The 24,867-nt window shown below is 45.3% G+C and carries 20 protein-coding genes; 12 read left to right on the forward strand and 8 right to left on the reverse strand.

Annotated elements, in window-relative coordinates:
- Nucleotides 1-70: 70 nt before the first annotated feature.
- A complete protein-coding gene (locus ACHFJ9_RS02660; protein ID WP_074190502.1) occupies nucleotides 71-1,018 on the forward strand; it encodes a TDT family transporter in 948 nt (315 codons plus the stop codon).
- 45 nt (nucleotides 1,019-1,063) lie between these two features.
- Here ACHFJ9_RS02660 and ACHFJ9_RS02665 read toward each other — a convergent pair whose 3' ends face one another.
- Nucleotides 1,064-2,302 (reverse strand): NRAMP family divalent metal transporter, encoded by a 1,239-nt coding sequence (locus ACHFJ9_RS02665; protein WP_054868071.1) that lies wholly within the window; start codon nucleotides 2,300-2,302, stop codon nucleotides 1,064-1,066.
- Nucleotides 2,303-2,577: 275 nt separating this feature from the next.
- The gene (folE, locus tag ACHFJ9_RS02670) at nucleotides 2,578-3,231 is read right to left on the reverse strand and encodes a GTP cyclohydrolase I FolE (RefSeq protein WP_006741127.1); all 654 of its coding nucleotides are present in this window, start codon (nucleotides 3,229-3,231) and stop codon (nucleotides 2,578-2,580) included.
- A gap of 287 nt (nucleotides 3,232-3,518) precedes the next feature.
- Between folE and moeA the strand changes: the two genes are divergently transcribed.
- The 7 genes from moeA to ACHFJ9_RS02705 all read left to right on the forward strand — a co-directional run bounded on the left by moeA (nucleotide 3,519) and on the right by ACHFJ9_RS02705 (nucleotide 11,890).
- Nucleotides 3,519-4,754: a molybdopterin molybdotransferase MoeA gene (gene moeA / locus ACHFJ9_RS02675; protein ID WP_006741128.1), complete on the forward strand. Its 1,236-nt coding sequence runs from the start codon at nucleotides 3,519-3,521 to the stop codon at nucleotides 4,752-4,754.
- Between the two features lie 9 nt (nucleotides 4,755-4,763).
- Nucleotides 4,764-5,513: a molybdopterin-synthase adenylyltransferase MoeB gene (gene moeB, locus ACHFJ9_RS02680; RefSeq protein WP_109168985.1), complete on the forward strand. Its 750-nt coding sequence runs from the start codon at nucleotides 4,764-4,766 to the stop codon at nucleotides 5,511-5,513.
- 185 nt (nucleotides 5,514-5,698) lie between these two features.
- Nucleotides 5,699-7,810 carry an LruC domain-containing protein gene (locus tag ACHFJ9_RS02685; RefSeq protein ID WP_124007727.1) on the forward strand — a complete coding sequence of 704 codons (2,112 nt, stop codon included), beginning with the start codon at nucleotides 5,699-5,701 and terminating at the stop codon, nucleotides 7,808-7,810.
- Between the two features lie 10 nt (nucleotides 7,811-7,820).
- Nucleotides 7,821-8,270, forward strand: coding sequence for a hypothetical protein (locus ACHFJ9_RS02690; RefSeq protein ID WP_150916921.1), 450 nt, complete (start codon nucleotides 7,821-7,823; stop codon nucleotides 8,268-8,270).
- Between the two features lie 140 nt (nucleotides 8,271-8,410).
- Entirely contained in the window at nucleotides 8,411-8,707 is a 297-nt protein-coding gene (locus tag ACHFJ9_RS02695) for a hypothetical protein (RefSeq protein ID WP_258651155.1), read from the forward strand.
- 39 nt (nucleotides 8,708-8,746) lie between these two features.
- The gene (locus ACHFJ9_RS02700) at nucleotides 8,747-9,577 is read left to right on the forward strand and encodes a sulfurtransferase (protein ID WP_395355132.1); all 831 of its coding nucleotides are present in this window, start codon (nucleotides 8,747-8,749) and stop codon (nucleotides 9,575-9,577) included.
- Nucleotides 9,578-9,598: 21 nt separating this feature from the next.
- Complete coding sequence (locus ACHFJ9_RS02705; protein WP_395355134.1) at nucleotides 9,599-11,890, forward strand: EAL domain-containing protein; 2,292 nt, start codon at nucleotides 9,599-9,601, stop codon at nucleotides 11,888-11,890.
- A gap of 25 nt (nucleotides 11,891-11,915) precedes the next feature.
- On the opposite strand, the gene ACHFJ9_RS02710 is transcribed toward ACHFJ9_RS02705, so the two are convergent.
- Together ACHFJ9_RS02710 and ACHFJ9_RS02715 are read right to left on the reverse strand one after the other, a co-directional pair.
- Nucleotides 11,916-13,208: a glycoside hydrolase family 18 protein gene (locus ACHFJ9_RS02710; RefSeq protein ID WP_395355136.1), complete on the reverse strand. Its 1,293-nt coding sequence runs from the start codon at nucleotides 13,206-13,208 to the stop codon at nucleotides 11,916-11,918.
- A gap of 131 nt (nucleotides 13,209-13,339) precedes the next feature.
- Nucleotides 13,340-14,341 (reverse strand): sugar-binding transcriptional regulator, encoded by a 1,002-nt coding sequence (locus ACHFJ9_RS02715; RefSeq protein WP_005396112.1) that lies wholly within the window; start codon nucleotides 14,339-14,341, stop codon nucleotides 13,340-13,342.
- A 466-nt stretch (nucleotides 14,342-14,807) separates the two neighbouring features.
- Between ACHFJ9_RS02715 and tal the strand changes: the two genes are divergently transcribed.
- The gene (gene tal / locus ACHFJ9_RS02720) at nucleotides 14,808-15,758 is read left to right on the forward strand and encodes a transaldolase (RefSeq protein ID WP_395186425.1); all 951 of its coding nucleotides are present in this window, start codon (nucleotides 14,808-14,810) and stop codon (nucleotides 15,756-15,758) included.
- A 123-nt stretch (nucleotides 15,759-15,881) separates the two neighbouring features.
- Complete coding sequence (gene tkt / locus ACHFJ9_RS02725; RefSeq protein ID WP_145534636.1) at nucleotides 15,882-17,873, forward strand: transketolase; 1,992 nt, start codon at nucleotides 15,882-15,884, stop codon at nucleotides 17,871-17,873.
- Between the two features lie 141 nt (nucleotides 17,874-18,014).
- On the opposite strand, the gene ACHFJ9_RS02730 is transcribed toward tkt, so the two are convergent.
- From ACHFJ9_RS02730 to aroG, 3 genes are all read right to left on the reverse strand, one after another.
- The gene (locus ACHFJ9_RS02730; protein ID WP_048624841.1) at nucleotides 18,015-19,577 is read right to left on the reverse strand and encodes a methyl-accepting chemotaxis protein; all 1,563 of its coding nucleotides are present in this window, start codon (nucleotides 19,575-19,577) and stop codon (nucleotides 18,015-18,017) included.
- A gap of 211 nt (nucleotides 19,578-19,788) precedes the next feature.
- On the reverse strand, nucleotides 19,789-20,961 hold the full coding sequence (locus tag ACHFJ9_RS02735) for an MFS transporter (protein ID WP_047008131.1): 1,173 nt from the start codon (nucleotides 20,959-20,961) through the stop codon (nucleotides 19,789-19,791).
- 142 nt (nucleotides 20,962-21,103) lie between these two features.
- Nucleotides 21,104-22,156: a 3-deoxy-7-phosphoheptulonate synthase AroG gene (gene aroG, locus ACHFJ9_RS02740; protein WP_005396134.1), complete on the reverse strand. Its 1,053-nt coding sequence runs from the start codon at nucleotides 22,154-22,156 to the stop codon at nucleotides 21,104-21,106.
- Between the two features lie 461 nt (nucleotides 22,157-22,617).
- Here aroG and ACHFJ9_RS02745 point away from each other — a divergent pair, with 461 nt between their 5' ends.
- The gene (locus tag ACHFJ9_RS02745) at nucleotides 22,618-23,610 is read left to right on the forward strand and encodes an OmpA family protein (RefSeq protein ID WP_006741142.1); all 993 of its coding nucleotides are present in this window, start codon (nucleotides 22,618-22,620) and stop codon (nucleotides 23,608-23,610) included.
- Nucleotides 23,611-23,697: 87 nt separating this feature from the next.
- Here ACHFJ9_RS02745 and ACHFJ9_RS02750 read toward each other — a convergent pair whose 3' ends face one another.
- Nucleotides 23,698-24,300, reverse strand: coding sequence for a beta-phosphoglucomutase family hydrolase (locus ACHFJ9_RS02750; protein ID WP_031780520.1), 603 nt, complete (start codon nucleotides 24,298-24,300; stop codon nucleotides 23,698-23,700).
- A gap of 76 nt (nucleotides 24,301-24,376) precedes the next feature.
- Here ACHFJ9_RS02750 and arfB point away from each other — a divergent pair, with 76 nt between their 5' ends.
- Nucleotides 24,377-24,790, forward strand: a complete 414-nt coding sequence (arfB, locus tag ACHFJ9_RS02755; protein ID WP_104970554.1) for an alternative ribosome rescue aminoacyl-tRNA hydrolase ArfB — start codon at nucleotides 24,377-24,379, stop codon at nucleotides 24,788-24,790.
- Nucleotides 24,791-24,867 lie beyond the last annotated feature (77 nt).

Consider the following 24,867-nt stretch of genomic DNA (forward strand, 5'->3'; position numbering starts at 1 on the left):
ATCCAAATCATCACGTTTCGTTTCATTCAGGCAAAAATCAAATGGAGTAGATTTGAACTGGAGAAGACTTGTGCAGTTTTATAGCGTTCCGCCGTCTCAAGCCGCGTTAGCGCTAGGTATGATAGGTTTAGGACAAGCTTGGGCACTCTATGTCCCTGAAATTGGTGAACCAATACGCCCATTTTTAGCGTCACTCGGCGCGCTTTTACTCGCCCCTGTGCTGATAAAATATGCCACGAATCCACGATTATTTATGGTCGACATTCGTCACCCATTGAGCGGTAGCTTAATGGCCCCCATGAGTATGGCGTTACTGATCCTTGCAGATTATCTTGCTTCTGTAGCGCCAATCATTGCTTATCCACTCTGGTTTATGGCACTTTTGCTGCATTTTACTATGATGGTACTGTTTTTTAGCTTTCAGCTAATGAACTTCAAAATGTCGAATATTGTACCTAGCTGGTTTCTCTATCCAGTGGGACTGATCAGCAGCTCATTAGCAGGCTCCCAATTGGGTCACAACCTATTCTCTGAAACCTTAGCGATGATGTGCATTGGCATTTATTTCTTTATGTTACCGCTGGTGCTCTATCGTTTGGTGTTTTTCGGATCTCTACCGAGACGAGCCAGGCCGACCCTCGCAATTATGGCCGCACCGGTAAACTTGTCATTGGCGGCATACTTGGTGAACTTTCCCCTGCCCGATCCGATACTGACTGGCGCATTAGCAGGGATTGCTATCACAATGACGTTATTGATCTACCTGTGTTACTTCCGCTTACTTCGATTGAAGTTTCAACCTTCTATCGCGGCGGTAACCTTTCCTTCCGTGATCAGTGCCATTGCGATGCACCGCTTAACCTCCTTTTTTGCCGAATCGCATCCACATTGGCACTGGCTACACGATTTTGGCTTTTTAGAGCTCAGCATTGCGACTGTGTTGGTGGTTTGGGTATCGGCAGGTTACGTCAAAATGTATTGGCCAGAAATCGTTAAGTCGCCCTCTAAACAAGCATAAAAAACGGCCTCATCTGAGGCCGCTGTTCATCTCATCAATAAGACATCAACCCACAAACTTCGCCATGAAGTTCCCAATGTTAGTCAAACTCGATGCCGCCATTACGATAACAATCGCTGCTCCAGTTAGCGTTAAGTACATTGGGTGTTGGTAGTCACCGACAATATCTTTGCGCTTTGTCGCAACCAATACAGTGCCCAAAACGATAGGAAGAATAATGCTGTTCACTAGGCCCGCTAGCATCAAAAGAAGAATTGGCATGTCCATGGTTACCGTGCCTAGCGAGGTTAGGATAATGAAACCAACACACCACGCTTTCTCGTTTCGCGCCACAACTGGGAAAAGCGTCTTAATTAATGATATAGCCATGTAAGAGTTGCCAACCACAGACGTGATGGAAGCTACAAACAGTACTAAGCCAAAGATGAAGTAACCAAGCTGGCCAGCACCTTGACGGAAAGCATCCGCCGCAGGGTTAGCCGTATCCAGCGTTGCGCCTGTCGCGATAACGCCAAACACCGCCAAAAACAGTAGGATTCGAATAACCACCGCGATAGAAATACCAGCCCACGCTGTTGAGGTGATGGAAGGCACGTTCTCTTTGCCTTTCAAGCCGATGTCTACTAGGCGTTGTGCACCCGTGTAGTAACCGCCAACTGCACCGCCAACGATAGTCAACGTAGGCAGAAGCAAACTACCAACATCCATAGGCATCACCGCTGCACTTAGTGTCTCTCCCATCGGAGGTAAGCTCGTCATTGCAACGTATGCAATCAGAACAATCATGAACAAGCCAAGGTAGCGGGCCATTTGGTCCATTCGCTTGGAGGCGTTATGAACCACAAACAACAAACAGCCAACGACACCGGTAAACAGTGCGCCCCATGTTGTGTCCACGCCCGTTAGCACATTGATGCCTAACGCTGCGCCACTCACGTTGCCAAAGTTAAACGCCACTGCACCAAGCGCAAGGAGAATACCAACACCATAACCCATGCCGGGTGCCACTTTGTTCGCAATGTCTTGGATTCGCATGCCAGAAACGCCGACAATACGCCACAAGTTCATCACGATACCAAACGTGATAAAAATGGAAGCCAAAACAGGAAATGCCATGTCGACTTTGTAGATATTTGTGAAGACTGCGGTTTGAGTCAAAAAGCCGGGACCCACAGAGGTTGTCGCCATCAAAAAAGCGACACTAAGCATGGCTTTCTTTTGCCAACTGCTTTCTGTAACTGGAGCTGAAATAGAGGAGGTGCTGATAGTGCTTTGTGTAGTCATGCCGAGTCCCAAATTTGTTGTCTTTCTATTATTAGAAAATAGAAAGACAACTGACCGAGATCAGCTGAACTTAGAGAAATATCTCTTTTTAAAACAAACGATTACAAGTTGTAACCGTTCATTGGGCGCATATATTAAGAGTAACGAATGTGACTGTCAATACACAATTGCATAATTACTATTTATTGCGACTCACTTGACGATGATTTGGATATAAAAGATATAAAAAAGGATGGCAACTCGCCATCCTCTCTCAATTTTATTTGTCGATTTGATTAACGCAGACCATGCAGAAATTCAGCACGGGTCGCTGGGTTGCTCTTAAAAATACCACCTAACGCTGTAGTCGTGGTTTCACTGGTGGCATCCATCACACCGCGTGATTTCACACAGTAATGCGTCGCGTCTATAGTCACCGCTACATCGTCAGACTCAAGCAATGTTTGCAAAGCAACAAGGATTTGCTGGGTCATACGCTCTTGAACTTGAGGGCGTTGCGCAAAGAAACGAACAATACGGTTGATCTTAGACAGGCCAATGATCTTACCGCGAGGAATATAAGCAACAGCGGCTTTTCCGTCGATTGTCACAAGATGGTGTTCGCACGTACTGGTCACAGTAATGTCTTTCACGCGAACCATTTCGCTCACGTTCATCTTGTTTTCGATAACTGTGATCTTGGGGAAGTTGGAGTAATCCAAACCAGAGAAAATCTCGTCCACGTACATTTTTGCAATGCGGTGTGGCGTTTCCTCTAAGCTATCATCCGTAAGGTCGAGCTGAAGCAGACCAAGAATCTCACGCATGTGGTATTCAATCTTTTCCTTCTTCTCTTCACGGCTAACGGCATTAGGGCGCATTGGTGTTTCTAACCCGCGTTGCTCTAGCGCTTCTTTCACTAACTTTGCTGACTCGCTAAGACCTGACATTCCACTTCCTCTTTTGTAACTACCACTCTCGGTGTGAAATACAATTGCCGTGTTTTCATCCCGTAGCGTTAAAGTCGCTCAGTCCGATGTTTATAACGCCAAGGCACATAACAAGAATACACTGAGCTATTTTCTCATGCTCCGTAGGAACTTTACCCCTTTCGGATGGGTGACAAGGATACTCGGATTTTTGAATAATTACACCCATATTTTATAGGTGGACATTCTTACTCGGTCCCCTTTTATGGTAGAGTTGCCACAAAACAAAAGAACATAGGATTATCTCAATGGGCTGCTGCGACGCACCTGGCTTGATGCCAATTGAAGAAGCGATGGATAAGATGCTATCGCGAATCAAACCTATCCAAACGACACTTTCTCTTCCTCTTGCTGACGCTCTGGGTTTTGTGCTGGCTGAAGATATTTTATCACCAATTCACGTGCCCCCTTTCGACAATTCAGCGATGGACGGTTATGCCATTCGTATTCAAGACCTAGAAGTGTCTACAGTGTTGCCTCTGGCAGGTAAATCCTTCGCAGGTCAGCCTTTTGAGGGTGAATGGCCGGCAGGCACTTGTGTTCGAATCATGACTGGCGCGAAAATTCCGGAAGGCTGTGATGCCGTTATCATGCAAGAAAATACGGAAGTGACCGACGCTGGTATTCAGTTCAACCAAACGGATGTGAAGCCACAAAATAACATCCGCCCTACGGGTGACGACATCAAGCAAGGCGATATCGTATTGGCAAAAGGCGCGCGCCTAACACCACGCGATATTCCAATGATTGCCTCTCTTGGTGTCAGCCATGTCACCGTCGTGCGTAAGCCAAAGGTGGCATTTTTCTCCACAGGTGATGAACTTAAACCATTGGGTGAGCCACTCAAGGCGGGTCAAATCTACGACAGTAATCGTTACGGTATTAAGCCGCTAATCGAAAACTTTGGCTGTGAAGCGATTGATCTTGGCATTATCCCTGACTGCCCAGAAACACTAAAAGCAACATTCGAAAAAGCACAAACTCTCGCGGATGTAGTTGTAACGTCTGGCGGCGTCAGCGTTGGTGAAGCAGATTACACCAAAGACATTCTTGAAGAACTTGGCGAAATCGGTTTCTGGAAACTGGCAATCAAGCCGGGTAAACCTTTCGCATTTGGCAAGTTAAGTACTGCTTGGTTCTGTGGGCTACCAGGTAACCCTGTATCTGCAGTGCTAACCATGTACGTACTTGTTCAACCAATGTTGGCTAAATTGGCTGGCCACACTGAATGGAAAGCACCTGAGTCTATCCCTGCTACGACTAAAACTGCATTTAAGAAAGCGCCGGGACGTACAGACTACCAACGCGGTATCTATACTCTAGAAAACGGTAAATTTGTCGTTGAAACCACTGGCAACCAAAGTTCAGGAGCCTTTCGCTCAATGAGTTTGGCAAACTGCTTTGTTGTGTTGGAACGTGAGCGTGGCCGTGTGGAAGTTGGCGAAACGGTTCAAATCCAACTGTTTAACTCAACGTTATACTAGGAACATACCGTGGATATTCTTTCCGACCAGGAGATGCTGCGCTATAACCGCCAGATCATTCTTCGTCAGTTCGATTTCGAGGGGCAAGAAGCGCTCAAACAAAGCTCGGTGCTTATTTTGGGTGCTGGCGGTTTAGGTTGCGCTTCTAGCCAATATCTTGCCACGGCTGGTGTTGGCAATATTACTTTTATCGATGACGATATTGTTGAGCTCTCCAATTTACAACGCCAAGTATTGCACCACGACGCCGATATTGGCCGTAAAAAGGTTGATTCCGCGGCGGATGCGTTGCGGGAACTTAATCCTCATATCGAAGTAAACACCGTTGCTAAACGTCTCGATGATGCTCAACTTCAAGCTTTGATTGAACAACACACTGTGGTGGTCGATGCTTCAGATAACGTCGACACTCGCAATCAACTCAACCGACTCTGCTTTGCAACAAAAACACCGCTTATTTCTGGTGCAGCCATTCGTATGGAAGGCCAAGTGAGTGTGTTTACGTACGACGACCCAACTCAACCGTGCTATCAGTGTTTGAGCGCGCTATTCGGCAGCAGTGCATTAAGTTGCGTTGAAGCTGGCGTAATGGCGCCTGTTGTGGGTATTGTTGGCGCTGTACAAGCGATGGAAACCATCAAGGTGATTGCAAATTACGGCCAACCCAAAAAAGGGAAGATCCTCATTCTCGATGCGTTTAGCATGTCCTGGCGGGAAATGAATTTGATGAAAATGCCGACCTGCCCTGTTTGTGGCTAAGTAACGCTGTCAGCTTATCAATGAAGATTCTCAAAAAGCTCAACGTAACGTTGAGCTTTTTCTTATTCTGAGATTCATATTTCGAACCAAATAACTTACCGATATAAAATTCATTATAAACAGCAAGTTAAAAACTGGCACATTCCTTTCATTGCATATCATACAAACCAATGAGAGGGCGAATCATGAAAAGGACATCACTATTACTTGGATCTCTGTTCGCAAGCGCATACGTAAGCGCAGCGCCATTCGACACTTGTCCGAGCAAAGCATATTTATTCCAATCGACCCCAGTGCAAGTTTACGGCGTTAATCTGGTTACCGGATCAACCAAGTTACTGACCGACGATGTGGGCTTAGCATCTGGTATTAACGGCGTCGGTTTCAACTTCACTGATCGATACATCTATGGTTACGATACAACCAACTTGAAAATCGTACGTCTAGGCCAGGACTTTCAAGCAGAAACTCTCAACGTACAAGGGCTTCCTAGCCATACGTTTTTTGTCGGTGACGTGTACAACCACGTATACTACTTGTATCGCAAAGGTAAAGGGCTGTTTTCCATTGATCTGTCGCCGTTAGATACGGACCCAAATGCTACCTTAACCCTGAATAAAATCACATCAAATGCAAGTGTGAGTTTAACCGATTTTGCGTTCCACCCTGGCGACGGTGCGCTCTATGGTATCGATAATGGGTCTGGCGTATTGTATAAATTCGATACAAAAACAGGCCAAGCAACCGCGATCGGCAATACAGGGGAAACGGGTACCTTTGGTGCAGGCTACTTTGATGTAAACGGAAACTACTACGTATCGCGTAACCAGGACGGCAAAATTTATCGCGTCGACTTATCAGAAAATAATGCCGCCAATATCGCTGCGGGCATTGTTCCTGCTGTAGAGTTTGTGTCTAACGGTCCAAGTTCCAGCCAAAATGACGGTGCCCGATGCGCGAACGCTCCTGTTATTGACGAAGACGAGCCAATTGACTTTGGTGACGCACCTGACACTTACGCTACCTTGCTCTCTTCTAACGGACCACGCCACGCTGTTGATGGTATAACTTGGCTTGGCACCATTGCGCCAGATGGTGATGCCGATGGACAAGTGGCTCCGTCTGGAGATAACAAAGTTGGTACAGCAGATGAAGATGGCGTCGGCTTTGTTACCGCACTCGACCCAGGGTTAAGTTCACTAGTGAACGTAACTGCATCCACATCCGGCTACTTGTCAGCTTGGTTTGACTGGAACCGAGATGGTGACTTTGCTGACGAAGGTGAGCAAGTATTCACCGATGAGTTACTCTCTGCAGGCAGCAATACGCTTCCATTTGTCGTCTCTGAACTAGCAACCGCAGGTCCTAGCTGGAGCCGATTCCGCTTTAGCCAACAAACTGGTCTGAACTTTGATGGCGGATCAACATCAGGTGAAGTAGAAGATTACCCAATCACAATCACTGAAAACGGCGTATCCGTACAGCACTTCCCAAGTGCCGATTCCTACGCAACGGTCGCGTATGAAGACAACTGGCCTTACACCGCTGACTACGACATGAATGACGTAGTCATTAAGTTCCGTATGACTGAAACACGTATGGACGGCACGGTGGAAAATATCCAAATTAGCGGAGATCTGGCCGCCTATGGGGCTGGCTATAAAAATGGCTTTGCTATTCGTCTACCTGGCGTTTCGAAAGCAAGCATTGAAAACGGCTTAACAAAGCTAACGTTTAATGGCAAAGAACAACCGACCAACGGTCTAGAAGCGATATCAGAAGAAGCCATCTTCATTATCAGTGACGACCTCAGTCAGTATGCGCAAAGTCAATGTGCGTATTTTCGAACCCAAACGGGTTGTAATGATAACGTCGCGTTGTCTTTCACACTGACCATCTACTTTAAGGAAGGAGCCGACCGCTCAGCGCTACAGGCCATGCCTTATGACCCATTTATCTTTGCCACCCCCAATACATATCACGGCGATGGCATCACCTTTCAACCAGGTAGAAAATGGGAAGTACATTTGCCAGACCAAGCACCAACTGAGCAGTTTGATGACGCAAACCTATATGGCGTGGGCGTAGACGCAAGTGACCCGGCTCGAGGCGTGTACTTCAAAACAGCGAACAACCTCCCTTGGGCATTGCTTATCGTCGAAGAGTGGAATTGGCCGCTAGAGAAAGTTGACTTAGTTGACGCTTACCCAGAGTTTGCCACCTACGCCGAGTCTGGTGGGCGAGAAGGAGCAAACTGGCATACCCAACCTAAAGCAAACAAACGTTACATTCCATAGGAGAAGCATCATGAAAAACTTAATCACAATCATCATGGGATTAGCGTTAACAGCCTGCGGCGGTGGCGGCGGTGGAGACAAAAGCAACGATAGCGCTACTCCACCTCCAGCTCAAACTACCGTTATTGTTGAAGAGCCAAGCATGCAAAATTTAGACGTACCAGATGGGTTCGATTATGACCCAAGGTTAGAAAGCTCACTTGCGGTAGATATTAGTGGTTACTCTTTACAGCGCGCACATCTGAGCATTTATAAGGAGTACCGTGAAGATGCCTCTGGAACCTACCAAGCGAAATATTCGAGCAATGTTGCTTCTGCTGCGCTGACGAGTGGGAAAGCTAACTTAGACTTCTCCACCTCGGATAGCCAAGATAACCTGTTAGTCGAAATTTGGTTCTACGATGGCTCAGAACCTCTGCAAAAAGTCGTCTCAACCGGAAATACGACATGGCGCATGTAAGATGCTCTATTGGTGAGCATTGATACTCGGGACTGGCGCAAGCCACAGGTTTTAAGACAAAATCGCATCGTTCTTTGAACATGCGATTTTTTTGTTGTAAAACAAAATGATTACTTGAAACAATAGCAATGGAGCGCAAATTGGATAATCCCAAAACCTATATGTTGGTCTTCAGCAGTTTCATTGCCCTACTTGTGCTCTTGTTGCTCATTAAGCAGACGGATGAAAACACGGTTTCAGCCACCGTCATTAGCAACACTTTAACTCAGTCCCTTGATGGTCAACGTCGGTACCTCACTATCAATTCACCTGAGATAGAGCAACAACGAGTGACGGTTCCAGTGTCCGCATCTTGTCCAGTGGGCTCTATTGCGTTGTTCCACCAAGCATCCCGCTCAAGTTTTGACTCATCCCTTTCATTCATTCGCTGTGAGTAAAGATACTGTGCGGACTTCCCAAATCAGAAGGATTTAACCATGCAAGCATTGATCGATGCCAAAGAACTTCATGCTTTATTAGACCAACCAAATGTAAAACTTCTAGACGCGAGTATTCGTTTTCAAATTCCTTCCGAAGGGAAAAAGATCACCAATAAGTGGATTCCAGGCTCATTGCGTTTCGACTACGACAATGACTTTTGTCTCCCAGATACCAATCTCCCTCATATGATGCCAACAGAAGAAGGATTTAATAACAGCGCTCGGAAACTTGGCCTGAACAACGAAGACCTTATTGTTGTTTATGACAACTCCGGAACACTCGCCTCTCCGCGCGCATGGTGGATGTTTAAGGCAATAGGACACGATAATGTCAAAGTGCTTAATGGTGGCCTCCCGGCTTGGATTGAGGCTGGACTGCCTGTCACGGATGTCTTGTCAGAAGCTAAGCAGCTTGGAAACTTTACCGGGAAATTAAATAAACATGCTTTTTTGGACGCAAATGCAATATTAGAGTACTCAAACAATTGCAGTGCAAACATTGTTGACGCTCGCTCACGTGCACGTTTTTTAGGCGAGGTACCAGAGCCAAGAGAAGGACTGCGTTCTGGTCATATTCCTAATTCTGTTTGCCTCCCTTTCCAAACATTGTTGAGTAATGGCTTTATAAAGGCAGACTCGGAATTGAAACAAGCATTTAGTGCACTAACGTTATATAATGATAAATCAATCATTTTCAGTTGTGGCTCAGGTGTAACGGCCTGTATTTTGCTGCTAGCAGCATACCAGTTAGGTTGGCGTGATTTATCGGTCTATGACGGGTCATGGACAGAATGGGGCGCAGACCACTCATTACCCATTACTCGCTAATCTAGGAGCTATCGAAGCGGCATGGTCAGGTTAAAGAAGAACATTTGGACACTATACATGGCGCTACTTACGATAAGCGCCGTGCTGTTCGTGTTGTTTGGCCGCTACCATTATGAGTCAACCCTGAATAAGTACAAAGATAAGCAGCTCCTACAATTGGAGCTGTTTGCCTCTTCTGTCGAATCACTTCTGAAAGGACAAGAATCGTTACTTGAAGTCATTGGTCATCAGTTGGTCGAGAGAAATGACTTTACTCGTACAGCCGCAGTTCAAACTCGCCCGATGCTGGACAAACTACTCAGTATCCATCCGGCGATTATTGGGTTCGGCCTAACTAACCCCGATGGAGACTACATCGCCGTAAGCTCCAATTTGATCTTGGCAAAGCTGCATAATCTAAAACAAGATCCACTGACTCGTGATACCTTTTTGGCAGCACTCAACTCCGACCGAATGATTATAGGTCGAACGTATTTTATGCCAGCTCAAGATTCACTTGTGATTCCGATCCGAAAAGCAATTCCAAATAAAGATGGTGTTGTACAAGCAGTGATGACGGCTGGCTTTAATATGAATTCATCTTCGGTTTTTCGTAACGACATCCATGCCAATGAGCACAACCGGGTCACATTGATCCGCAGTGATGGCTACCTTACTTTTAGCTCGTCAGAAGACACAACCCTAGAAGATTACTTAAAACCTGCCAATGATTTAGATATAAAAGCCGTTATGGCTCAAATCACAAAAGATTCAGGCTGGGATATGGCGCAACTAAAAGAGCTCACACGAGCGCTCAATATTGTTGTCGACAATTCTCGCCTGAGTGAGTTAATCACATTGAGATACCTTCCTGATTATCATCTTTGGGCCTCTTCCTCGACAGATTTGAATTTTATTAAGCGCGGATTTTACGAACAGTTTTCACTGTACTCGATTGTTTTTCTTATCGTCCAAGGTGCTTTTTACGCTTTATTCCGCTCCATTGCGAACAATGAACATAAAACAAAACTGCGTTTGCTCTATCAAGCGAACCACGATCATCTCACTGGATTACCAAACCGAGAGTACCTACGCGCAAACATTCGACACTGGCTTTCTGGGAAAGGGAATCCTTTTTCTTTGATGTTTATCGATATTGATAATTTCAAATCAGTCAACGACACACATGGTCATGACTTTGGCGACGAAGTTCTAAAACAAATATCTATCCGCTTAAACACCTTTGTTAACGATGGCCGATTAATCATCCGTGAAGCCAGTGACGAGTTTATTTTTCTAACGAATCGAATTGATGAAGTAAGCGTTAAAAGACTAGCGAGCGACTTAATAAATGCGCTATCAGAACCCTACGAAGTCAATGACAGTCAGTTCCTGCTCAGTTGCAGTATTGGTATTGCCTGCTATCCACACCATGGTGAAACATTAGATGAACTGCTCCTGTCAGCCGATATTGCGATGTATCAAGCGAAAAAACAACGCAACGTATACAGCCTGTTCAATCAACAGATGCAAGCTACACATCTGCGTAAAATGAAAATTGAGCAACGCCTGAGGCTCGCGATAGATAAGCAAGCGCTTCATATGGTTTATCAACCTCAGTTAAACCTAGAAGGCGATATTTATGGTGTCGAAGCGCTTATTCGTTGGAGTGATGATGAGCTCGGCTTAGTCCCACCAAGTGAATTTATTCCCGTCGCAGAAAGCACTGGGTTGATGGTTCGTATTGGTGAACAAATCATTGAAAATAGCCTGACAGATATGGCTAAACTGACTGGTAATATTGATACACCTATCCAGATGTCTATTAACATCTCGGTCAAACAGTTTGTTCACGCCAAATTCATTACTAATTTTATGAATGCTATTGAGAAACGCGGCATCGAATGTTCAAAGATTACCCTAGAGATCACCGAAAACCTGTTTATTGAAGATCTTGAAAAGTTCGCACCAATTTGCGAGCGCTTGCATGCTCTTGGCTTTAAAATCTCGCTCGATGATTTCGGGACTGGCTACTCTTCATTAAGCATGTTGCGTACGCTACCTATTGACGAGGTGAAGATTGACAAGAGCTTTGTCGATCACATTGAGCATGACAAAAAAGCACTGAACATGGTTAAGAATATCATTTCTATCGGCAAAAACTTTGAAATGAAAGTACTGGCTGAAGGAGTAGAAACGCTGCAACAACTGAATGAGTTAAAAGCTTGCGGTTGTGATTTGATTCAGGGCTACTTCTACTCTAAACCTTTATCGCTTGAAGACTTGATCGCTTTTACGAAGCAGAACCAAAGCAAAGAAACCGTAGTTGAATAACTACGATCGCTTTGCTTAGAAGGTTTTATTTATTCATTTCTTGGTACATCACCTCCACCAACTCGCCTTTCGGGTCGCCTGATAATTCCCAGGTAAAAATGCCACCTAAGTTCGCCTGTTTAGCCCAATTTGCTTTGGCTTTGATCGAGCGTTGATCTTCGTAAGAGATAAAGACTTTCTTTACAGGATGCCACAAGTAAGGCGCTTGAGATTGCTCATCATACTTGTACTCGTAGCCCTGCTCCGCTCCATAGTTCTTCACCAAATCCCAAAACATGAAATAGCCGTTCTCACCCGTACCAAACTGCGCTCCTTGCTCGGATACAAGATCTTGCGTTGGTAAACCACCCGAGAAGTCTTTGGTGCCTTGCCAGCCACGCCCGTAAAACGCAGCGCCAATCACCAGCTTCTCACTTGGAATACCGAGCTCAATCATCTGATTGATGAACACGTCTGCGCCCATGCCCCACCAGCTTCGCTCAGTCGCATGCAAGTTGGTAGTATGCCCGGTTTGCTGCCCCCAACCACCAAGGAAATCATACGTCATCGCAAACATGTTAGTTAGGTACGGCTCCGCGGCTTTCCAATCGATACCTGCTGCTTTTGGACCAACGCCAACAGCAGTAGAGAGCTCGTATTCACGTTTGGTTTGATTTGTGAGTTCATCTAATTCTGCACGCATGGTGTTCACCAAATAGGTAAAGGCCTCACGCTCAGATACTTTTTGCTCATCAGAAAGCTTGGTGTCAGGGTTCCAAGGCGACGTTGTTAAACCGCCACCACCAGGGTATTCCCAATCCAGATCAATACCATCAAAGAAATCATATTGAGCAATCAACTCAACGGCAGTTTTTGAGAATTGATCCATCGCTTGTTTGTTTTTTGCCATAGCATGGAACGGTTCGGACATTGTCCAACCACCAAAAGAAGGGAGAATTTTGAGATCAGGATGTTGTTTCTTCATTTCAGCAAGTTGAGCGAAGTGGCCTTTGTATGGCACGTTAACGGAGACAGCGCCAAAGTTCTTTTCCAGTGCCGCTTCTGTATCGACAATGATCGCCGTATACGGATCTTTTCCTTCACATTGTTCGGCAACCAGTTTTTGTACCGTTTCAGAAGCACCGGCATGAGGGCCGCACATACTAAGAAACGCGTAAATCACGTGTGTCAGCTTATCGGCGGGAATATCGTTCACCGTGTATGGGTTTTCTGCATTTGCGTACTGCCAATCCGCAAAGTAACCCGCCACGACTTTTTGCTCAGCTTGCGCCGCACCAGTCAGCCCCATAATCAGTGCAGCAAGAAGTGTCTTTTTCATTGTGTTCTCCAGAGTAGATGTACAAATTTAAAGCTACTCCTAGAGAATATTTTTAACTTGAAAACGAAATCAGGCTGCGAGTCATTTATAACTCCTCGCAGCCTGATTACATAAGTTGCATATTATTTGTGCTAACTCTCAGATGCCGCGTTGCCGTGCATTTGCTCATCTAAGTTGAGTACCGTTAATGCATTGCTGACGCTTGTGGCGATCACGTCTATCGCTCCGGTTCTTAATGCTCCAAGTAAGGCGAGCGGCTTACTGTTCTCCGCTGCAATCGCGATGACTTCCGATATTGGGCGAAACTCTTCAATACCAAGGCCAATCACTCGGTCACTCATTACGGTGTTGGCAACATTACCGTGAATATCAAAGAAATCATAACCTGCAAAGTCCCCGACCACGCCTTGTTGAAGTCTCGACTGAACCACTTCATCAGGCGTAAACCAACCTAAGTCCACCATGTAGCTGTTTTCGCTCATGTCACCAATACCGACCAAAGCGACATCAGCTTTACGTGCTAGGTCGAGCGTTTGTTTCACGGTTGCATTTTGCATGAAAGCCAACTTCTGTTCTCTGTTCTCTGCATAAGCCGGCGCATAGAGAGTTTCGGACGTTCCACCGTACTTTTTCGCTAACTGACGACAAATGTGATCGGCGTTATACATACCACCACGTGGGTGAATACCGCCGATACCACATACAAATTTACAGTCACGCGGCGTAATAACACCAATATGGTGAGCGACGGAAGATACGTTACGCCCTTGTCCAACGGTCACCACCATGCCGTTTTTAAGCGTGCTGGTGAGATAATTGGACACCAATCCCGACACCTGTAGTCGCTGTGCCTCTTCATTTGGCTGATCAAGAGCGACAAGCGCACGCTTAACGCCGAATCGCTCGATCAAACGTTGCTCAATCTTGGCGCTAAACACCGGGTGGTATTTAACGGTGATTTCAACGATGCCTTCATCACGCGCCTGCTTGAGCATTCGCCCGACCTTTGCGCGTGATATGGCAAATTTTCTCGATATCTCTTCCTGAGTCGCACCGTCTTGATAATACGCGACGGAAATCTCTGTCAACAAATCCGTGTTTTCAATGGAAATATCTTGATTAGAACTGCTCATGGTTTCTCTCGCCCTTTAAGAGGATCGATATTGTATGCAATAAGTGAGCATATGCTCATCGACTTAGTATATGTTCTTTATCAATTTAAACGCTACATTTGCTCATCGCAATAACATTTTCTCACTACAATTTTTTACCCTCACGTACAACGCTCAACCTTTGAACAATAAGGGCAAACGTTTATTTGGGTTAACCACTACACACACAGTAAAAAAACGTTGATGAAGTTCACTATAAGTCGATTTCAGCGATTGACTTTCAGCATAGATAGGATAAATATGGACACATCATTTACTCAGCTATCGATCAAATGTTCATTGCATTTGTTCGGTAACGAAATTTTCCGTAGTTGGCTGAGCAGATGTCTCATTAAATGCGATGAGACGATTAGCTAACTCGCTTGCAAATGCACAAGCTGTGATAACAAAAATCACGCTTAAGCCCATTTAAATAGGATGATCGATTATGAGCAACAAGTTAGAGCAACTTCGTAAACTAACGACTGTAGTAGCAGACACTGGCGAAATTGATGCAATCAAAAAGTATCAACCAGAAGACGCAACAACTAACCCTTCTCTTATCCTGAAAGCCGCTCAAATCGCAGAGTACGCACCTCTAATCGATGCTTCAATCGAATATGCTAAAGCACAGAGCAACGACAAAGCTCAACAAGTTCAAGACACTTGTGACATGCTTGCAGTAAACATCGGTAAAGAAATCCTAAAAACTATTCCAGGTCGTATCTCTACAGAAGTTGACGCGCGCCTATCTTACGATATGGAAGGCAGCGTAGCGAAAGCACGTCAACTAGTAAAAATGTACAACGATGCAGGCATCACTAACGACCGCATCCTTATCAAACTAGCGTCTACTTGGGAAGGTATCCGCGCAGCAGAAATCCTAGAGAAAGAAGGCATCAACTGTAACCTAACGCTTCTATTCTCATTCGCTCAAGCGCGTGCTTGTGCAGAAGCTGGCGTATTCCTAATCTCTCCATTCGTTGGCCGTATTATGGACTGGTACAAAGCGAAAGAAGGCCGTGACTTCGAAGCTTCAGAAGATCCAGGCGTACTGTCTGTAACTAAGATCTACAACTACTACAAAGAGTACGGCTACAAAACTGTCGTAATGGGCGCAAGCTTCCGTAACATCGGTGAGATCCTAGAACTAGCTGGCTGTGACCGTCTAACTATCGCTCCTGCTCTACTTGCAGAATTAGAAGCTGCAGAAGGTGAAGTGGTTGAGAAGCTAGTTGATTCTAAAGGCGCAACTGAGCGTCCTGCACCAATGACTCATTCTGAGTTCCTATGGGAACACAACCAAGACCCAATGGCGGTTGAGAAACTGGCTGAAGGCATCCGCAACTTCGCCGTTGACCAAGGTAAACTAGAAGCGATGATCGAAGCTAAGCTTTAATTGCTTACCAAAAGCGAGTAGCCCGTCTACTCGCTTTTACCATCAGCGCTTATTCAAGATTTTCTATTTGAACTTGTTTCGACGAGTTCCCTCTATTTAAACCCTTATCGAGAAGTAATCACTATGGATCGTAAATACCTAGCAAATGCAATCCGTGCACTAAGCATGGATGGTGTTCAACAAGCTAACTCTGGTCACCCAGGTGCACCTATGGGCATGGCTGATATCGCTGAAGTTCTTTGGCGCTCTCACCTAAACCACAACCCATCAAACCCTGAGTGGGCAGACCGCGACCGTTTCGTACTGTCTAACGGTCACGGCTCAATGCTAATTTACTCTCTACTGCACTTGAGCGGTTACGAGCTATCTATCGATGATCTGAAAAACTTCCGTCAGCTTCACTCTAAGACTCCAGGTCACCCAGAGTACGGCTACGCGCCAGGTATCGAGACAACAACGGGTCCTCTAGGTCAAGGCATCACTAATGCGGTTGGTATGGCTCTAGCTGAGAAAGCGCTAGCAGCACAGTTCAACAAAGAAGGCCACGACATCGTTGACCACTTCACTTACGTGTTCATGGGCGACGGCTGTCTAATGGAAGGTATCTCGCACGAGGCATGTTCTCTAGCTGGTACACTAGGTCTAGGCAAACTGATCGCATTCTGGGATGACAACGGCATTTCTATCGACGGTCACGTTGAAGGTTGGTTCTCTGACGACACGCCTAAGCGTTTTGAAGCGTACGGCTGGCACGTAATCCCGGCAGTAGATGGTCACGATTCTGAAGCGATCAACGCAGCAATCGAAGCGGCGAAAGCGGATCCACGTCCAACACTTATCTGTACTAAGACAATCATCGGTTTTGGTTCACCAAACAAATCTGGTTCACACGATTGTCACGGTGCGCCACTAGGTGCAGAAGAAATCGCAGCAACACGCAAAGAACTAGGTTGGGAGCACGGTCCTTTTGAAATTCCGCAAGAAGTCTACGCAGAATGGTCAGCGAAAGAAACAGGCGCAGCTAAGGAAGCAGCGTGGAACGAGAAATTTGCAGCTTATGAAGCAGCGTACCCTGAGCTGGCAGCTGAATTTAAACGCCGCGTAAACGGTGAGCTTCCTGCACAGTGGGAAGAGAAAGCAAGCCAAATCATTGCCGATCTTCAAGCAAACCCAGCAAACATTGCATCACGTAAAGCATCTCAAAACGCTCTAGAGGCATTTGGTGCTCTACTACCTGAGTTCATGGGCGGCTCTGCTGATCTAGCGCCTTCTAACCTAACCATGTGGTCTGGTTCTAAGTCTCTAGAAGCAAGTGACTTCTCTGGTAACTACATCCACTACGGTGTACGTGAATTCGGTATGACGGCGATCATGAACGGTATTGCGCTACACGGTGGTTTCGTTCCTTACGGCGCGACATTCCTAATGTTCATGGAGTACGCTCGTAACGCTATGCGTATGGCGGCTCTGATGAAGATTCAGAACATCCAAGTATACACGCACGATTCTATCGGTCTTGGCGAAGATGGCCCAACTCACCAACCGGTTGAGCAAATGGCATCGCTACGTCTAACGCCAAACATGAGCACATGGCGTCCATGTGACCAAGTTGAATCAGCAGTGGCTTGGAAACTAGCGATTGAACGTAAAGATGCACCAACTGCGCTTATCTTCTCTCGTCAAAACCTAGCGCAACAAGAGCGCACAGCTGAACAAGTTGCTGACATCGCAAAAGGCGGTTACATCCTGAAAGATTGCGAAGGCAAGCCAGAGCTAATCCTTATCGCAACAGGTTCAGAAGTTGAGCTAGCAGTAGAAGCAGCAGCACAGCTAACTGCTGAAGGTAAGAAAGTACGCGTTGTTTCAATGCCATCAACAGATGCATTCGACAAACAAGACGCCGCTTACCGTGAAGCCGTTCTACCATCAGACGTAACAGCTCGTATCGCTATCGAAGCAGGTATTGCTGACTTCTGGTACAAGTACGTAGGCTTCGACGGTCGCATCATCGGTATGACTTCATTCGGTGAATCTGCACCTGCAGGTGAACTATTCAAAATGTTCGGTTTCACTACTGAAAACGTAGTAAATACAGCAAAAGAACTACTAGCGTAATTGCAGTAAAAAGATAATCAGTTTTCTCTATTGCGAATGTGAAAACTGAAAAGCCCCGCCAGCAATGGCGGGGCTTTCTTTTATCTGGCCCCTATTTGTGTAAACACAGCCAGAAAGTGAACACAACGACTTTCGTTACGGCTATTTGTCTTCAAATCGAAGCGCGAGCTGATAGAAATCTTGTACTTGCTCTTTCAACTGACGGCTGTTTTGCTCTACGGAGTGCGTTGCTGCCAAGTTTTGCTCTGCCGTAGAAGCAATAGAGTGAATATGCTGATTTACATCGCTGGATAGCTTCAGCTGGTTATTCGCCGCTTCCGCCACATCGACCATCAACCCACTCATGCTTTGCATCATCTGTTCAACCTCAGACAAACGAAGCGCGCTTTGTTCGGCAACCTGAGAACATGTATCCGTTTGCTCTTTGTTTGCCAGAATGTCTTTTTGCCAACTTTGTATCGTCGCCAACATAGCAGAGATAGACGCTTGGATTTGTTCAGTTGCATTGGATGTGCGACCAGAGAGCGCGCGCACCTCATCGGCAACAACAGCAAAACCACGACCTTGCTCACCCGCCCTCGCCGCTTCAATTGCCGCGTTAAGTGCCAGTAAATTGGTTTGTTCTGCGATCCCACCAATCTCTTCCATCAAATGATTCACTTTCTGCGCCTGATCACTCAGCTGATACGTCGTTTCCGTCGCTTTTTCAGCTTGAAGGCTCAACTGCGTTAGATTGGTGTGCGTTTGATCGATGGTTTCCTTCGCCATCAAGCATGACTTCAAGGTGTCATCAATTAGCATATGGGCATCATTGGTGCTAGAAGAGACTGAATTCGCCGAAGACTCCACCTCTTGAGTCGCATCACGTACGCGATGAATATCGGTGTTTTGCTGATTTAATGCAGCCGAAACTTCTGCTGTGGTTTGGCTCAACTCTTCAGCACAATGCTGCAACGGCAGTGCGGAGTCTGTCATTCTTCCCAACACGGTTCGAATTCTAGCGGACAGCATTTTGATATGGAAATCAGCAATCGAAAACGCCGTGTTGCCGGAATAGATCAAGCGACTCACGCTGTCGTATTGCTTTTGTAACTTTTTCAGTTGTTGAGGCGTATCAATTAACTCTTGGCGGAATAACAACGCTAGAACACTCGCAGGTAGTGCACTTGCAAGCCAAGCCAATGGACCTTCAATAGACAATGCATATGCGGCAGCAGGTGCGGTCAATGCGCCAAGTAGAATCGCATAGCGAATGGTTTCATTGAGTTTCAACGACCAAGTACGACCTGACTTCTCGGCGGCGCGCATACTCTTGTAGGCTTTCGTGGCTATATCAACCCACTCTCGCTTTGGCTTCACGCGCACAGATTGATAACCAACAACGTGGTTATTTTCATAAATAGGGGTGACATAGGCATCAACCCAATAGTAACCGCCCGACTTAGTGGCATTCTTAACCATGCCGCGCCAGGCTTTGCCTTGCTTAAGACGTGCCCACATATCGCCGAAAGCGGCTTTAGGCATGTCATTGTGGCGAACGATATTATGATTCTGACCGACGAGTTCTTCGTGAGTGTACTCAGCAACACGGCAAAAGGCTTCGTTACAATACGTAATAACACCTTGTAGGTTCGTTGTTGAGACGAGTTCCTCAGACTCCCTCACGAGAGTTTCTTGAGCTTTATGAGAAATATTGGCTGACATAGACGAAACTTCTGTAGTTTTTATTGATTTTCGGCAAGATATATACAGTATTTTTATTTTTATTACAAAAAGTTAGATAAAAAGTCTTATCAAATCGACATTTTTAGTGTGGGAATTCACATTATCAATAAAAATATAAAGAAGAAGTTGTGGATTTGAGCTAATAAACAAAACCCGACACGTTATGCCGGGCCATGTATAGAAGATCTAATCAAGCCGTTTGGGATTCCGTTTCTTTGTTCGTTTTCAAAGCAAACATCACGATGACGAGCAACACAAAAGGAAGAACGTACAAATTAAGGTTTTGCCAACCTACGGTGGATTCAAGCCAGCCAGATAGTAATGCAGTGATAGTGACACAACTGAACACGAAGAATTCATTAAATGCTTGAGCCTTGCTCCTGTTTTTCGCTTCATAGCTTTGACTAAATAACCCAGTTGCCGCGATAAACATAAAGTTCCAACCAACGCCTAACAGAACTAAAGCAAGACTAAAGTGCCAAATGGACACTCCGTGTATGTTAATTCCAATGCAAGCAACAAATAGCAATCCACCGGCTAAAATCATATTCTTCGCGCCAAACCGCTCTATCAAGCGTCCCGTGACAAACGCCGGTGCAAACATGCCCAGCACATGCCATTCGATCACTCCTGCCGCTTTGTCAAAATCAAAGCCACAACCAATCATCGCCAGAGGCGTTGCTGTCATTAAAATGTTCATTACCGCATACGCAACCATTGCGGCGATAACCGCTAGCATGAAATTAGGTCGACGGATAATGTCCCCCACTTTATCCGCTTTAGTATGTAGAACTTGCGTGTGTGCTGGTGGAAAACGAATCGTTTGCAGCACGATCAACGCAGTTATATAAAGTCCAATAAGCACGGCAAAAGCACTAATGTACAAACCATCATTTGACCATTGCTGCGAATACACCGCCAAATTAGGGCCAAGTATCGCCGCTAGTACCCCTCCCGCCATAGATATCGAAATCGCCCTGTGTCTTGCCGACTCTTCACACACTTCAATAGCAGCAAATCTGTATAGCGTACCGAAGCCAATACCAACACCGAGCAAAAAGGTAGAAACACAGAATAGATAGAAGTTCTGTTGACTTAACGCATACGTCGCTAGGCTGGCACCCAAAATGCCAATAACATTACCGAGACTAAACCCAAGGCGACGTCCTAACTTGCCCATAATCAGTGATGCTGGGATCGTCGCAGCCATCAGTCCTAAAAATTGCAGCGCAACGGGCAACGTAATAAAACTTGATGACGGCGCAAGTGTTTTGCCAATAAGGGCAATAACAGATATGAGTAAAATATTCCCTGTCATTAATAGGGCTTGGCAAAGGGATAATAGCCATACATTACGATTCAATTCCAAATTCCTTTTGGTTACAGCGCATACAGATAACATATAGGAAAGCAGAAACAATAGAAAGAGATGCGAGTAATTCTCAATAAAAAAGAGCCAGAGGCACAATGCCTCTGGCTCTTTAAAAAAGTTCTTTCTGTTGAGCTTATTTGTTACGGCGCGCTTTTACTGCATCTGAAAGCTGACGAAGTACGGTTTCCGTGTCTTCCCAACCGATACATGCATCGGTAATCGACTGACCATAAGTGGCCGCTTTGCCATCCACTAAGTCTTGGCGACCTTCAACTAAATGAGACTCAATCATCACACCAAAAATTGCTTCTTCGCCACCAGCGATTTGCTCTGATACGTCATCAGATACCAACATTTGACGTTTAAACTGCTTCGAGCTGTTAGCGTGGCTAAAATCAATCATCACTTTTTTCGGTAGCCCTGCGCCGTCTAACTCATCTTTAATTTGAGCAACATGCGCTGCACTGTAGTTTGGCTCTTTACCACCACGGAGAATGATATGGCAATCAGGATTGCCAGCGGTTTCTACGATCGCAGAATGACCGTATTTTGTTACTGATAGGAAGTGGTGAGAAGCACTTGCAGAACGAATCGCGTCGCTCGCGATCTTAATGTTCCCGTCTGTACCATTTTTAAACCCAACAGGGCAAGAAAGGCCAGAAGCAAGCTCACGGTGAACCTGAGATTCTGTCGTACGAGCACCGATAGCCCCCCAACTGATCAGATCCGCCACGTACTGAGGCGTGATCATATCTAGGAACTCACTCGCGGTCGGCAAGCCCATATCGGTAAGATCAAGAAGAAGCTTACGTCCAATACGCAGACCATCATTCAGCTTGTAGGTATCATTTAGGTAAGGGTCGTTGATCAGACCTTTCCATCCTACCGTTGTACGCGGTTTCTCAAAATAAACTCGCATCACAACTTCTAACTGTTCCCCAAGTTCATCACGTAATACTTTTAGCTTTTTACCATATTCAACCGCAGCAGCAGGATCGTGAATGGAACACGGGCCAACAATTACAAGTAATCGGTCATCTTTTCCTTCAAGAATATTGTGAATGGCATTACGGCAATCAAAAGTGGTCGAAGAAGCGGTTTCAGTCGCTGGGAACTTCTCTAATACTGCTACAGGTGGCAATAACTCTTTTACTCTATTTATTCTTACATCATCAGTTTGAAACATTACTTCTACTTCCTGGTTTTTATTTCCGACCCAATTTTTTGCCAACTGAACTCATTGCAACATTGTTCACAAAGCGAGCAGCATCAAGGGCTCTGGTCATTTTCTGTCTAGCGTTTAAGTAACTTATCGGCTTAGGCGTAGACTTGCAATCAGTTTTTGCAAATAAATGCAAATAAAAACCACCCGTTAACTACCGCGCACAATGTAAAATAAAGTTTACGAAAAAAAGTTCAAAATAATCATCAATTTTCTTATGACCCCAAAAATCTTTACTACAATGTAAGAAATATCAGAAGTTTGTGAGGTGTTATTGGTTAGTAAATGTTGATCAAGTTCAAAGATATTGTTGCTTGATATGAAATGATTAGAATATTAAACTAATTTCTTATAAACGCTGGTTTTTTCTAATTTTTTGATAAAACGAAGTAGAAGTTAATATGCAATCAATACAAGGAAACATTATGAACAAAGTAGCAATTGCAGTAGCAGCAGTGGTAGCTGGTAGTAGCGCGCTTTTAAACTCTGCTCAAGCTGAAATGTATATCGGGGGCAAAGTAGGCATGACTACACTTGACGATGCTTGCTATCTAAATAGCCCTTGTGATGATGAAGCTTTTGGTGCTGGACTACATATCGGTTATGACTTCACCGATATCATCGGGCTAGAGTATGGTGTCGACTTCTTAGGCGATTACAAAGCTAACTTTAAGTCAGGGGCTAATACAGTTAATACGATCGACGGCAATTTAACGGCTTTAACTCTCGCACCTAAATTTAACTGGCACTTGAACGAATCTTGGAACTTATTCGCTAAGATAGGTGGTGCTTACATGATGTCTGATGACGAAAAAGATTTCGTTCCAACTGGCTCGCTAGGTGCTGAATACACTATCGACAGAAACTGGAGCGTACGCGCAGAATATCAACGCTATCAAGACCTGTCTGATGACGTATGGGACGACATGGACGCTAACTTCTTCGGTATCGGCTTTAACTACAAATTTGCGGCTGCGCCAGTGGTTGCGGCAGTTGTAACAGAAGAAGTGGTTGAGCCAGATCCAGAACCAGTGATGATGAGCAAAGTGCACAAAGAAGAGTACGGTACAGGTACGTTTGAATTCGACAGTGCTAAGCTAACAGAGTCTGTTTCGGAGCGTCTAGACAATTTCGTATCATTCTTGAACGAATACCCTCAAGCTCAAGTAGAGATCACTGGCTACACGGATAGCTCTGGTCCTGCGACTTACAACCAAAAACTGTCTGAGCGTCGTGCTCAATCTGTTGCGGATTACCTAACTGCTGCAGGCATTGACTCAGATCGTTTAACTGTGAAAGGCATGGGTGAAGAAAACCCAGTTGCTGACAACAGCACTCGTGAAGGTCGTGAGAAAAACCGTCGCGTAGAGGTTGTGGTTCCTTCGTTTGAATACCAAGAGCTAGTTCAACCTGAATAAACATTTATGATACTTTATCTATGATGTTGTAAAAGTTAATGGGGTGCGTTTGCACCCCATTTTGATCTCGCTTTATCGCTCTTTTTACTATGGTTTTGGAAAAAAGATTAACTCGTTATCTTGCACCATAACGCAATCCATACCCGCTGCATGCGCCGCTCGTTTACCTAGCTCGGTATCCTCGAATACAAGACATTGTGACGCTTCCAACCCGAGATGCTCGGCCGCCACCAAAAAGGTATCCGGAAAAGGCTTATGATTCTCTACATCACTTGCTGTTACCACAACATCCAACTTGTCCAATAAACCGGAGTGGCTCAGTAAGCGCATTGCACTTTCTCGTTGACTGCCAGTTCCGACCGCTATTTTCTTGTGGCCTAAATATTCTTCTAACACGATATTAGTGCACGGAATAACGTCCCCGTGCAGCTCCATAGCAGCGAACGTTTCCATTTTAAATGTAGCGACGGTTTTAGGATCTAATGAAAGCTCATGCACACGGTTTAGCTCCTCAACAATTTTAAAGCTCGGCATGCCCCCTAAACTGTGAAACCACTCCTGACAAAACGGAAAATCAAAGCGATCTGCGGTTGCTTGCCAAGCAGCCAAATGGGCTGGCATGGTATCTATTAAAGTACCATCCATATCAAATATGAATCCCTCATAGGGCCTAAAATCAATCGTGCTCATGTCTTTTCTTCTATTTGTACATCTGTGATGTTAATTTATCAGCTCTTTCAATCGTCCTTACCGGCATTTACTTATCATGCTCAAAATTTCGAACTCCGTCACAATTCAAGAGTGGGAAATTCAATTATCCCCAATTAGAGCTCAAGGAAATGGTGGCCAGAACGTTAACAAGGTAGCGTCCGCTATACATTTACGCTTTGATATCCGACATTCCAGCTTACCTGACTTCTACAAAGAACGATTACTTGCTCTTTCTGACTGTCGTATAACTAAAGATGGCGTGATCATCATCAAAGCGCAACAATTTCGCACGCAAGAACAAAATAAGGAAGACGCCCTGAATCGGCTTCAAGCTTTAATTAAAGCTGCCGCCTTACAGGAGAAGAAGCGTATTAAAACGAAACCAACCCGCGCTTCTCAACGCCGAAGACTTGATACCAAGAACAAGCATGGAGCGAAAAAGCAGCAACGTAAGAAAGTGCTGTATTAATGCATGTCGTTTTCTCGACATGTTAGTTGAACAACGTTTGCTAGCCCTTGGGAAATCTCATTGGATTTCTCTTTTTA

This window comes from Vibrio sp. D3 (assembly GCF_043995865.1).
GTDB classification, from domain to species: Bacteria; Pseudomonadota; Gammaproteobacteria; order Enterobacterales; family Vibrionaceae; genus Vibrio; species Vibrio diabolicus.